Below are 12,372 nucleotides of genomic sequence, written 5' to 3'. Positions count from 1 at the left end.
ACATTACCACAGCTTTAACGCTGAATTAAGTTTTGTTTATATTTTTATCAGTAAATTTTCACTAATTTTAAAATTCAAATAAATAAACCTTTATGCTCAATAAACTTGCTGCTTCAGAGCTTGTCCTGAATGATGACGGAAGTGTATATCACCTGAACCTTTTACCGGAAGATATTGCCGATAAAATAATTCTGGTAGGCGACCCCGACAGAGTTCCCAAGGTCTCCCAATATTTTGACACTGTAGAAATTAAAAAAAATAAAAGGGAATTTTACACCCATACCGGAACGCTGCGTGGGGAGCGAATTTCTGTAATGTCTACCGGGATCGGGACAGAAAATATTGATATTGTGATGAACGAGCTTGATGCCCTTGTCAATATTGATCTTAAAAATAAAGAGTTTAAAACGGGACACCATTCTTTAGAATTGTTCAGAATGGGAACCTGTGGAAGCGTAAACCCGGATGTACAGGTAGACAATATGCTGGTTACCCAAAATGTAGTGGGTTTTGACGGATTAATGCATTTTTATCAGGATCATAATTTTGAGAACGAATTTTCTAAGAATTTTTCAGAGAAATTTCCTTACGAAAAGATCAAACCTATGCTATATTTTTCAGAATGGTCAGAAACATTGGGTGAAGTTTTCAAAGACGCAAAATATCATGGAAATACCGCCACTTTTCCGGGTTTTTATGCTCCACAAGGAAGAGAACTCCGTTTGAAAGCTCTTGATGACCAGTTTCTTGAAACTTTAAATGATCTTGGAATTACCAATTTTGAAATGGAAACTTCTGCTATTTATGCTTTCTCTAAACTTTTAGGGCATAAAGCCATTACGGTAAATAACGTGATTGCCAACCGAAGACGCGGAGAATTCTCTGCTGATCATCATCATTCTGAAAAGAAATTGATTGAATGGGTTCTGGAAAGAATTATCAAATAAAGAGAAAGGATTTCAAATACGAAATCCTTTTTTTTTAAAACTCATTAATTGTGACATAAAAATGCCCGGAAAACAAACTTGCATTCCCGTTTGAAATATTAGTAAGATTTATTGTCATATTTGATGTGGAAGTCATTCTCGGATTATTAATTCCAAATTCTAAAATACCGGCAAAATCATTTGCCGGAGAAACTAGAATTGTAGCACGGGTAGAATTAGGCTGAAAACCTGCAGGAATAGTAAAATTGACAGTTGCTGTACGTCCGGATTGAAGATTATTGATCGATACGCTTGGCCAGACTTCAAAACTGATCTGATTTTTGTGCAGGCTTCCTTTGTCTCCTAATTTATACTGACCATTTACATCTATTTTCGCAGAAATATTGGGAGTACTTGTCCCGATCCCTACATTTGCAACAGTATTGCCTAAAATTATCGCATTTGCTTGTGAAGTACTTGCACCATAACCAATTGCTGTTGAATTTTGCCCGGCTGCATTAGCGGCTGTTCCTAAGGCTGTTGAATTTTGACCATTCGTCTGTGCATTGTTTCCTAACGCCGTTTCATTATTAGAATTTGTTTTTGCGGTATAACCTAAAGCTAAAGATTGAAAACCTGCGGCACTAGAATTAGATCCAACAGCGATACTTTCATTATTATTTGCAGCTGCATTTGTACCTATTGCTACCCCATTTTGAAAAGATGTAGTTCCGGTTCCGAAAAGAACAGAACCATTTGTACCTAATCGGCCGGCAATGGTATTATTAATTTTAAAAACTAAATCATCATAAGTGGAAGTTCCAAGCGATAAAGCTGTTGATGCACCAGAAGAAGTACCGGGATTTGTGGCATTTGTATTCCAAGCTGTTGCAGCATTTATTCCTGCGCCGGATGAAGAAATAAAATTCCATTGGGAATTATTCCAGTAATAAAGTCCAGCCGGAGTAAGCCCCCCTGTTCCGTCAACCCAAATTAAAAGGCCTGTTGCAGGAGATACTATTGTTGCTGTATCAGTAGCTGAGGTTATAGCCACACTGGGTAATAATAAGCCTTTATTAGAACTTTTGAGATGTAATATTGATGAATCATGAGGCGTAGTTGTACCTATCCCAACCTGAGCTAATAAACTATTTGGTTTAAGAGATAAAAAGATTAAAACAGAAAGTACTAATATTCTTTTCATTATCTATTGTTTTGCTCACAATTTAATAAAAAATTATACATAAACAATAATACTATAAAAATTTTAATATATAATTGTTTATTTGATAAATACAAAAAATTCGATTTTTAAACTTTATGATAAATTTAACTTGAAATTGTTTTTTTAGGAATAGTTCTTGATCATACTCTTTTAACTAACACTAAAACAACAAAATATTATGGACAATCAAGATTATAACAAAGCAGAAAAAGCAGTAAATAATACTGAAGATTCATTGAGAAATACCGCCAATGATGCAAAGTGGAAGGTAAGTGATTTAGCCGACAAAGCAAGAGATTATATCAAGGAAAGACGTGATAATGATCAGGAAGCAACTCAGGAAGATTGGCTAGACAGAGTAAAAGCAAATGCTTCGGATACCTGGGAAAATATTAAAGACGGAGCAAATGATGCATGGGAAAAAACAAAAGATGCTGCTGAAGACGTAAAAGCAGAATGGAACAAGAAAACGAATTAGAAATTCAGTCTTATAAATATATTCAATAAAACAGAGCTTTTTTATAAAGGCTCTGTTTTTTTATTATGCTGTAAACGCAATTATTGTTACATTTGTATATCATTAAACATTAAAAAATTATGTCATACGGTTTACTTAAAGGGAAGAAGGGAATTATTTTTGGAGCCCTTAATGAACAGTCTATTGCATGGAAAGTTGCTGAAAGATGCCATGAAGAAGGTGCTGAGTTTATATTATCAAACGCTCCTATTGCTTTAAGAATGGGAGAATTAAACGGTTTAGCAGAAAAAACAGGTTCTGAGGTGATTGGCGCAGATGCAACTTCCATTGAAGACCTTGAAAAACTTTTTGATGCAGCGGTAGCAAAATTCGGGAAAATAGATTTCATTCTTCACTCAATAGGAATGTCCGTAAATGTGAGAAAAGGAAAGCATTATACCGATATGAACTATGACTGGCTGGAAAAAGGCTGGGATATTTCGGCGGTATCTTTTCATAAAGTAATGCGTGTGGCTTGGGAAAAAGACTGTATGAATGAATGGGGAAGTATTTTAGCATTGTCTTATATCGCAGCTCAGAGGACCTTCCCTGATTATAATGATATGGCAGATAATAAAGCCTATCTTGAAAGCATTGCAAGATCATTCGGAAATTATTGGGGCACCAAAAAAGTACGTGTCAATACCGTTTCCCAGTCGCCAACCGTTACCACTGCAGGAAGCGGGGTAAAAGGTTTCGGAGGTTTCCTGGGATATGCCGAAGATATGTCTCCTCTTGGTAACGCAACAGCGCTTGAATGTGCAGATTACTGTGTTACTTTATTTTCTGATCTTACCAAAAAAGTTACCATGCAGAACTTATTCCATGACGGAGGTTTCAGCAGCTCAGGAGTAACCCAGAAGGTAATTGAGAAATACGATATATAAAGATAAATTTTATCAGAATACAAGCCGAAACACAGTGTTTCGGCTTTTTTGTTTAAAAGTAAAATAACATTAAGTCATATTCATCATTACTGTTAATTAATGCATCAACAAATCTTTTTAAGATATTTTCTGTTTATCTAAAAACCTCTATATTGAAAAGCGTTTCATAATATATAAATAAAACAAATCGGCGGCACCTACGGTGCCGCCGATCCTAATAAAAATGTTAATATGAAGTCTATAAAATTACGGTTTGTATAGAATGGGCGGGTGCAGAAAGTTTTGCAGCCATTCCTTCGATCCAGAGATGCGTATCAATGTCATTGTCTGAATCATTCATAATCACTGTAACCAGCTGTCCGTTTTCATTCATGAAAGTAGTCGAGGTTAATGCGGCCCTGTTGGATGAGCTTCCGATTCTTTGCGCGTTGGGCTTAACGAATTTTGAAACGTGCCCCACATAATAATATTCATAGGTATAATGCACTTCTCCGGTTTTGGTATCCGCGATAATAGGCGCAAAACAAAAGTTTCCAACGTGGTTTGGTCCGCCGGTTTCGTCTAGAAGCACGTTCCAGTCGGTCCATAAAGCGGTTCCTTTATTGAAATCGTTGATCATATTTCTTCCGTACAGTTCGCCTATGCTTACATCATAAATCTTTGAAAAATCGAACTGCTCTTTACTGCCTTCCGTAAAAGCCAGAAACTTATCCGGAAAAGCTCTTTGTGTTTCTGATAAATTATCAAAAAGCTGTGTTTTATTATTCCATGTTTCGTACCAGTGATAGGCGATTCCGGAAGTGTATTTCGAAGTTTCGGGATCGCTCAATGTTGTGGTTGCTCTCTGGTACATCAAATCCCGGTTATGATCCCAGATCATCACTTTTTTATCTTTAAAGCCGTTTTTCCAAAGGGTTGGTCCAAGATTATTTTTAAGAAAACCGCCTTCTTCTTCCGCAGTATAAATACATGATTCCCACGTTTGCGTCGCCATCGGTTCGTTCTGAACGGTCAACCCCCAAACATTGATACCTCTTTTTTCGTATTCTTTAATGAATTTTACATAATACTCTGCCCAGGTTTGATAATATTGATTTTCTAATCTCCCCCCTTTCAGCAGGCTTTTATTCGATTTCATCCAGGCGGGCGGACTCCACGGAGAAAAATAAAATGTAAAATTATTCCCGATAGCTTTTTGAGCCTCTTTTATCATCGGAATCTTATACTTTTCATCATGCGCTACATTGAACGATTTTAATGAAGTGTCGTTTTCAGATATATAAGTATAAGAATCACTGGAGAAATCACACGAATTCATATTGGTGCGAACAACAGTATATCCCAACCCGTTTTTTCCGTAATATGCCTCAATAATTTCTTTCTGCTTATTCTTTGGGAGCTTATACAAAGTTTCCGCGGCGGCATCTGTAATGGCTCCGCCGATTCCGATTAATTTTTGATACTTAAAGTCGGGGTCTACAAAAACACAGGCATCGGTTTCTTTTGGCTGATCCATTTTTTCAAATTTTACCGCTCCTTTATCAACCATTTTTTCGTTGGTTTTAGCCTGCGTAAAAATGACTTTTGCTGTTTTTCCCGCATTTTTTTTCCAGTAATTCTGAGCATTGGCATTGAAAAACGCTCCCAATACAAAACAGCTTACTATTAATTTCTTCATAATTCTCTCTAAATTTTTGAGCAAAAAGCTCGCTTCATTATTTATTGTTATAAACCCTTACGTAATCGATGTAGTATTTCTGAGGAAAAACCGTATCATCAATTCCTTCTTTTCCACCCCAGAAACCACCGACTGCTAAATTTAAAATGATAAAATATGGCTGGTCAAAAGGCCAGGTCTCATATGTTTTTTCTTTATTTTCGTACGTGAAAAATTTTTGATCGTCGATATAAAAATCAATTTTTTCAGGCGTCCAGTCGGCTTTGTATATGTGAAATTTTTCACTGGCGTCTTTCACAAACAGCGTATCGGTTTTTTGTGTACCGATGACATGATTATACTTTTTGGTATGAACCGATGCATGGATATAGCCCTGATTATAACCAACATGCTCCATAATATCAAGCTCTCCGTCATAGGGCCATTTTTTCATATTTTCGCTCATCATCCAGATTGCGGGCCAGGTTCCGCGGCCTTTCGGAAGTTTTGCTCTGACCTCAACCGTACCATATTGAAAAGAAAACTTGCCTTTCGTCAAAAGTCTTGCAGATGTATATTTATTGTTTTCCCAGTTTTCTTTTCTGGCTTCAATTATCAGGTTTCCGTTTTCGGTTCTTGCATTTTCCAAACGGTTTTTGGTGTAAAACTGGGCTTCCTCGTTTCCGTAACCGCCACCTCCGACATCGTAATTCCATTTTGTAGCATCAGGTAAACCTTTTCCGTTGAATTCATCACTCCAGATTAATTTTCTGTTGGAATCCGGTTTGTTTGAAACACAACTTAAAAGAGAAAAAACTAAAGTTCCTCCGATGATTAAATTGAAAACATATTGAATTCTACTCTTCATAAATGGATTTTTTTTGTTTACATATAATCTCATTACTGCTTTAAACAAATCACAAATAAATAATTTATAAATTTGGTTAAAACCCAATGCCCTTTACCTCTAAAAGCGGGCTAAAGCCCGCTCCTATTGATACAAAAATGATTATTTTGACCAATTAATTCTTTTGGTCTGAACATCCTGGGAATTGGTTCCGACCATAATATCAAATTCTCCGGCTTCCCAATCAAAATTTAACTGATCGTCATAAAACTTTAAATCTTGAGGAGTCAGCGTAAAGTTTAGCGTTTTACTTTCTCCTTTTTTGATCATTACTTTCTGAAATCCTTTCAGTTCCTTGACAGGCCTTACTACTTTTCCTACAAGATCTCTGATGTACAGCTGCGCTACTTCTTCCCCATCATATTTTCCGGTGTTGGTAATATTTACGCTGATATTTAAGGTTTGATTTCCTTTGAGATTTGTCGAACTTACATTCATATCAGAATATTTGAATTGAGTATAGCTTAAACCGTAGCCAAAAGGAAATTTGGGATCATTATCTAGATCGATGTACGCCGAAACGTAATTTCTGTCTGTATTATTTTTCGCTGGCCTTCCCGTGTTGTAATGATTGTAATAAACAGGAATCTGGCCTTCTGTTCTTGGGAAAGTCATCGGCAGTTTTCCACCCGGGTTTACCGTTCCGAAAAGAACATCCGCGATGGAATTTCCGGCCTCCGTTCCCAGCCACCAAGTGTAGACAATCGTAGGAATATTGTCTGCCGCCCAATCAAAAACCAAAGGTCGTCCCGCATTGATCATCAAAACAATCGGCTTTCCGGTTTTTGCAATTTCTTTCAATAAATCTTCCTGTACTCCCGTAAAATGCAGGTTGCTTCTGCTTTTCGCCTCACCGCTCATTGCAGAACCTTCCCCTAAAGTCATAATAACAACATCTGCTTTTTTTGCAGTTTCCACTGCGTCAGCAAACATTGATCTGTCCTGATCATCAACATTGGCACCCTTTGCATACAATAAAGCAGAGCTTTTTTCCAGCTGATTTTTGATTCCGTCAAACTGAGTGACGATCCTTTGATTATCATCTTTAAAAGCAACCGACCAGAAACCGTGATTGGCAACAGTTTCTTTTCCGAACGGGCCGATTAAAGCAATCGTTTTTGTAGATCTTGAGAGTGGAAGGATATTCTTTTGATTTTTTAATAAGACAATGCTTTTTGAACCAAATTCTCTTCCGAATTTTCTGTTTTCCTGATTGTTTAACTGCTCTGTCTGTCTTTTTTCGTTACTAAATCGGTAAGGATCATCAAATAATCCCATTTCAAATTTTTTAATAAGAATTCTTCTTGCTGCATCATCAATTAGTTTAGCATCAACTTTTCCTTCTTTCACCAAAGCCGGAAGTTCAGTCATGTAAGCGCGGCTTTCCATATCCATATCGCTTCCTGCGTTAATGGCTTTTTCGGCGGCTTCTTTATTGTCTTTTGCATACCCGTGAGAAACCATTTCGCCAATGCTTCCCCAGTCTGAAACTACAAAACCTTTATAGTTCCATTTTCCTTTTAGTAAATCTCTTAAAATATAATGGTTTGCGGTTGCAGGAATTCCGTTAATATCGTTAAAAGAATTCATAAAAGTGGCAACTCCGGCTTCTGCAGCCGCTTTGAAAGGTGGGAGATAGGTTTCGTTCAACTGTCTTACACTCATATCAACCGAATTATAATCTCTTCCGCCCACTCCGGCTCCGTACGCGGCAAAATGTTTTGCACAGGCCATAATTGCGTCGAGATTTCCCAAACCTTTTCCCTGAAACCCCTTGATTCTTGCCAAACCAATTCGGGTCCCCAAATACGTATCTTCGCCCGAACCTTCCATGACTCTTCCCCATCTCGGATCTCTTGCTATGTCGACCATGGGTGCGAAAGTCCAGTGAATTCCGTATGCGGAAGCTTCCGTTGCGGCAATTCTTTCAGATTTTTCTATTAAACTTAAATCCCAGCTTGCAGCCTGACCAAGATTCACCGGAAATGTCGTTCTGTATCCGTGAATTACATCCTGCCCGAATAATAAAGGGATTTTTAATCTTGATTGTAAGGCTAATTCCTGAAATTTTCTGGTTTCATCGGCTCCCGCTACATTCAGCATGGAACCGACTTTCCCTTTTTTAATTTCATCTAAAACTGTTGCCGAATTGGAATTCTGAGGACCGGTAGCATATTCAAAACCGCTGTATTGAACCAGCTGTCCTACTTTTTCTTCCAACGTCATTTTAGACAATAGTTCGGTAACTTTCTGATCGATTGTCTTTTGTCCGCATACATTGATTCCAAATGCCGTAAACAATAGTAAGAGAGAAATTTTCTTCATTATTTTATTTTAAAAAATATAAGTCGCTGTTGAATTTCCCGAAATAGTGACAGGTGCTGTTTTTTGATTATACTTAATATTAAAAGCTTTATTCCCTGAATTGCCGTTCTGTACAATTAAAACCGTTTTCCCTGCCGGAGTTTTAAAGGCTACCGTTGAGAGATTATCTGCTTCTGTAGAAGCAATTCTCTGAGAATTTACAGGAACGAATTTGGATGCGTGAGCAATGATATAATAGGCAACATTTTTTTCATAGCCAGAAGCTCCCGTAACTGTAATTGCCCCTTTACATTGTGTACAGCCCCCTGTTGTATGAGGCCCGAAAGAAGCGTCGTTTGCCACATTCCATTCTAATGCGGTTTTGCTCCAGTTTCTCATGGATCCGATGATGACATTTGTCACATGCCAGTCTAAATCTCCTGAAAAGGTTCCTACAGAGCTGGTCCATTGTTCTGTAAAATAAACGTTCTTATTAGGAAATAAATTATGAACAGTACTTAAAGCTGAAATATCACCTGCATAAAGATGAAACGCAGATCCGTCCACATAAGGATTTGCGGCTGTATCATTTAAAATACTTATGGGATAAACAACATTGTCACAATTATGATCATACGCAATAATCTTTGTGCTCAGATTAGCAGCCTGAAAAGCCGGCCCCAAATAGGTTTTAATAAAAGTCGCCTGATTGGCCGCTGTCATATACATACTTGGATTATTCCCGGGATGTAACGGCTCGTTTTGGGGAGTGATGGCATCAATTCTGATTCCCTGCGACTGCATTGCCTGAATATATTTTACAAAATACTGTGCATATGTCCCGTAATATTCTGTTTTTAAACTTCCTCCGATGCTGTTTACGTTGTCTTTCATCCATACAGGAGCTGTCCAAGGTGTGGCCAAAATCTTGATATTCGGATTAATGATCAAAATATCTTTCAGCATCTGAACCAAAGCCTGGTCTTTCGTTAAACTGAATTGTGAAAGTGCAGGATCGGTCTGTCCGGAAGGCATATCGTTATAGGTAAAAACCTCACTGTTAAGATCTGAAGCTCCGATGCTGATTCTAAGATAGCTTACTCCTATTCCTGAGCTGCTGAAAAGATCATTCAGTAATTCCTGTTTTTTAGAAGCCGACAGCTGATTAATCACGGCAACGCTTCCTCCTGTTAACGTATATCCAAAACCGTCAACGGTTTGGTAAACTTGTGAACCATCAATGTCGATGGTTGTACCTGTAGATGGAGAAGATGAAAAATAAGCTGTGCTTTGCTGCTGAAGCTTGACGGATTGGTCTCCTTTGGTTAACCAGACTTCTACCGGATCTCCGGAAGTATTTCCGCCGCCGGTAGCCGGATTTTCGTTACCAGTAATATCAGAAGAAGCACTGCTGCATGCAAAAAAAGAAAGAAGTGCTACACCGCAAAGTGCAGCACCTCTAAAGAAACTATATGAATATTGTAATGTCATAGTAATAGTTATGTGCAAAGATTAAATTATTGCATTCTTCTGAATTCTACTTTATCAATGCTTAAACTGTTGACAGTTCCTCCTCCACATTTAATTTCCAGATATACTGTTCCTGTCGTTGTTGCGGTGTAGACCCCTCCGTTTTTAGAACCATTACATCCAACTGATGATACTTTTCCTTTGAATTTGCCGGTTCCGCAACCATCCCATGTATTGATATTTCTGTAGATCGTCCCACTGATATCCTGACCGTTTACTGGAGCTGTATTCAAAACATATACTTCAAACCAAGTATTGATCAGTGGAGTATCGGAAGACGCTACTAAGTCGATTGAATATTTTTGTCCTGCCACTACATTCACAGCCTGGTAAATTCCCTGCTGATTACTTCCGCTTGCTACAATTGTAGCTTTTTTGTTAGCAATAACCCACTGTGCACCAGATGCACTGATGTTATGGATCGTCCATTTTGCAGCTTCAGCAGGAGTATCGAATCTTCCACCCTGTACCATATTTCCGGAAATAGGATCTGATGTCGGAACGACAACCGTTTCGCTTGCAGTTCCAGCTACAACACCACCAATACCAATTGCCTGGTGCTGAATAACATACGTACCTGCATCAGGAAGAAAAAGGTTTTGTTCGCCTTTTCCGTTATTGAAACCGTCATCATCAATATTCCAGCTTGAATTAAGATAATTACTATAGTTCCTTTTTAGTAGATAATGATTTTCTGAAGTTTTGGTAATTTTAAATGATGCATCTATTGGTCCTTGATCAATACCGTTTCCTTCAACCGTATCTGGTGTACAGCTGGCCAACAGGAAAACTGAAGAAGCTAGTACAAGACTTTTATTGATATATTTATTTATCATAATTTTTAATATTTAATTAATAACCAGGATTTTGTTTAAGTATAGTTCCTGTAAGTTCTGTGTACGGAATAGGCATGATTTCATTTTTTCCGGCAATGAATCCTTTCGAAGCAAGTTTTGTAGAAGCTTCTCCCCATCTTACCAAATCAAAAAATCTATGTCCTTCACCTGCAAGCTCTCTTCTTCTTTCATCTTTCACCGCTTGAAGGGAAACGGGTACAGATGCCAATCCTACTCTTGCTCTCACTGCATCTAACAAGGCCTGTGCTCTAGAACCTACACCATTAAGCGCTTCTGCTTCCATCAAATACGTATCTGCTAATCTTAAAACAATATAATTTTGTCGATAATTAAGTTCAGTTACCCCTAAAGTGGATTTTTTATCTGAAGTTGGCATAAACTTATTAAGAAAATAACCTGTATCCTTATAAGCCGGTGCATAATCCGCTTTACCTTGCGCTTTTAATGCATTCATATTCAGAACGGTAGCATTTACACGAGGATCGTTTTGTATAAAATTAAATAGATCCGTGGTAATCGTATTAAAGGCCCAACCTGATACTACATCCGGCGCATTATTCGCAGGATTTGTCTGGCTAATTCTGTTATAAGATCTTGGTGCAGTCATCACACAAATAGAATTTCCTTCATCTTTGCCCTGTCCCCAAAAAGCCCAATCAGATTTTCCTTGGTCACTGTGAGATGCTTCAATAATAGATTCTGAAGTAAACTCATACGGGTCTGCGTTTCCACTTGGTGCGGCTCCTGCTTTCCAGAGATCATTATAATTTGCAACTAGCTTATATCCGTATTGACTGGTTCCGCCAGGAGCTCCATTTACATCTGCAAATTGTGCAGCAGCTTCAGCCTTTTTATTTTCGTATAAATATACTTTACCTAAAAGCGCTTTTGCTGAACCCTTGGTAAATCTTCCATTCTGATCTCCACTTACCGTCATCGGAAGAAAAGGCAAAGCTTCGTTTAAATCTTTTTCTATTTGAGCATACACCTGTGCAGGTGCCACTTGCGGAACATTATAAAAATCGTCTGTCGCTTCAAAGGGTTTTAGAATAAGAGGAATATTTCCGAAAACTCTTAACAAATCAAAATAATACAGTGCCCGAAGAGTTTTGGCCTCTGCAATATAACGTTGCTTCAAATTTTCATCCATCGATGCCTTCGGAGCATTTTGGATAAGATCATTTGCTCTTGCAATACCCTGATAATAATCTTTCCAGTAACTTGCAGGCATTGTAACTGAGTTAATCTGAAAACTAGATGCGCCTTGAATACCAGCTCCATCTGTAGCACTACCACCTCCTGCATAAAAATCATCTGAAGCTGCATTGAAAAAAGTTACCATATTTTCAAACCCGCCTGCATATTTTCTCATTACGTCATATGTTCCCACAAGACCAAAAAAACATTCCTGCTCATTTCTGAAAAAGTTTTCTCCGGCAAATGCTCCTTTGTACTCTTTTTCTTCTAAATTGTCGTTATTACAAGCAACATTAAGAGTAGATACACTCACTAAAAATGAAGCTGCTATTGATATTTTTAAAATTTTATTTTTCATTATATTA

General features: G+C 37.8%; 10 protein-coding genes. 3 read left to right on the top strand and 7 right to left on the bottom strand.

The genetic code is table 11. The annotated features are described in order from the left end of the window. The first annotated feature begins 92 nt into the window (after window positions 1–92). A complete protein-coding gene (locus N0B16_RS03920; RefSeq protein ID WP_262989421.1) occupies window positions 93–947 on the top strand; it encodes a nucleoside phosphorylase in 855 nt (284 codons plus the stop codon). 34 nt (window positions 948–981) lie between these two features. Here the strand turns inward: N0B16_RS03920 and N0B16_RS03915 are convergent, their stop codons facing one another. Next, entirely contained in the window at window positions 982–2,130 is a 1,149-nt protein-coding gene (locus N0B16_RS03915; RefSeq protein WP_262989420.1) for a phage tail-like protein, read from the bottom strand. Between the two features lie 199 nt (window positions 2,131–2,329). Here N0B16_RS03915 and N0B16_RS03910 point away from each other — a divergent pair, with 199 nt between their 5' ends. Both N0B16_RS03910 and N0B16_RS03905 read left to right on the top strand, forming a co-directional pair. Further along, window positions 2,330–2,629 (top strand): hypothetical protein, encoded by a 300-nt coding sequence (locus N0B16_RS03910; protein WP_262989419.1) that lies wholly within the window; start codon window positions 2,330–2,332, stop codon window positions 2,627–2,629. 119 nt (window positions 2,630–2,748) lie between these two features. Beyond that, window positions 2,749–3,555, top strand: a complete 807-nt coding sequence (locus N0B16_RS03905; protein ID WP_262989418.1) for an enoyl-ACP reductase FabI — start codon at window positions 2,749–2,751, stop codon at window positions 3,553–3,555. Between the two features lie 238 nt (window positions 3,556–3,793). Here the strand turns inward: N0B16_RS03905 and N0B16_RS03900 are convergent, their stop codons facing one another. From N0B16_RS03900 to N0B16_RS03875, 6 genes are all read right to left on the bottom strand, one after another. Further along, window positions 3,794–5,233 (bottom strand): glycoside hydrolase family 30 protein, encoded by a 1,440-nt coding sequence (locus tag N0B16_RS03900; protein WP_262989417.1) that lies wholly within the window; start codon window positions 5,231–5,233, stop codon window positions 3,794–3,796. Between the two features lie 37 nt (window positions 5,234–5,270). Further along, on the bottom strand, window positions 5,271–6,080 hold the full coding sequence (locus tag N0B16_RS03895; protein ID WP_262989416.1) for a glycoside hydrolase family 16 protein: 810 nt from the start codon (window positions 6,078–6,080) through the stop codon (window positions 5,271–5,273). 141 nt (window positions 6,081–6,221) lie between these two features. Further along, window positions 6,222–8,444 carry a beta-glucosidase BglX gene (gene bglX, locus N0B16_RS03890; protein WP_262989414.1) on the bottom strand — a complete coding sequence of 741 codons (2,223 nt, stop codon included), beginning with the start codon at window positions 8,442–8,444 and terminating at the stop codon, window positions 6,222–6,224. 9 nt (window positions 8,445–8,453) lie between these two features. Beyond that, the gene (locus N0B16_RS03885) at window positions 8,454–9,914 is read right to left on the bottom strand and encodes a glycoside hydrolase family 30 protein (RefSeq protein ID WP_262989413.1); all 1,461 of its coding nucleotides are present in this window, start codon (window positions 9,912–9,914) and stop codon (window positions 8,454–8,456) included. A gap of 26 nt (window positions 9,915–9,940) precedes the next feature. Then, window positions 9,941–10,789 carry a hypothetical protein gene (locus N0B16_RS03880; RefSeq protein ID WP_262989412.1) on the bottom strand — a complete coding sequence of 283 codons (849 nt, stop codon included), beginning with the start codon at window positions 10,787–10,789 and terminating at the stop codon, window positions 9,941–9,943. Window positions 10,790–10,805: 16 nt separating this feature from the next. Next, complete coding sequence (locus tag N0B16_RS03875) at window positions 10,806–12,365, bottom strand: RagB/SusD family nutrient uptake outer membrane protein (RefSeq protein ID WP_262989411.1); 1,560 nt, start codon at window positions 12,363–12,365, stop codon at window positions 10,806–10,808. Between the last annotated feature and the right edge of the window lie 7 nt (window positions 12,366–12,372).

The organism is Chryseobacterium gilvum (assembly GCF_025628965.1).
Classification (GTDB): Bacteria; Bacteroidota; Bacteroidia; order Flavobacteriales; family Weeksellaceae; genus Chryseobacterium; species Chryseobacterium gilvum.
Note: the sequence above shows the minus strand (reverse complement) of the source record. Positions and strands in the feature narration are given on the sequence as shown.

Excerpts from the sequence above, each read along its gene's own strand:
- N0B16_RS03905 (WP_262989418.1), top strand. The coding sequence starts at position 2,749 with ATGTCATACGGTTTACTTAAAGGGAAGAAGGGAATTATTTTTGGAGCC.
- N0B16_RS03920 (WP_262989421.1), top strand. The coding sequence starts at position 93 with ATGCTCAATAAACTTGCTGCTTCAGAGCTTGTCCTGAATGATGACGGA.
- N0B16_RS03875 (WP_262989411.1), bottom strand. The coding sequence starts at position 12,365 with ATGAAAAATAAAATTTTAAAAATATCAATAGCAGCTTCATTTTTAGTG.
- N0B16_RS03895 (WP_262989416.1), bottom strand. The coding sequence starts at position 6,080 with ATGAAGAGTAGAATTCAATATGTTTTCAATTTAATCATCGGAGGAACT.
- N0B16_RS03915 (WP_262989420.1), bottom strand. The coding sequence starts at position 2,130 with ATGAAAAGAATATTAGTACTTTCTGTTTTAATCTTTTTATCTCTTAAA.
- N0B16_RS03880 (WP_262989412.1), bottom strand. The coding sequence starts at position 10,789 with ATGATAAATAAATATATCAATAAAAGTCTTGTACTAGCTTCTTCAGTT.
- N0B16_RS03910 (WP_262989419.1), top strand. The coding sequence starts at position 2,330 with ATGGACAATCAAGATTATAACAAAGCAGAAAAAGCAGTAAATAATACT.
- N0B16_RS03900 (WP_262989417.1), bottom strand. The coding sequence starts at position 5,233 with ATGAAGAAATTAATAGTAAGCTGTTTTGTATTGGGAGCGTTTTTCAAT.
- bglX (WP_262989414.1), bottom strand. The coding sequence starts at position 8,444 with ATGAAGAAAATTTCTCTCTTACTATTGTTTACGGCATTTGGAATCAAT.
- N0B16_RS03885 (WP_262989413.1), bottom strand. The coding sequence starts at position 9,914 with ATGACATTACAATATTCATATAGTTTCTTTAGAGGTGCTGCACTTTGC.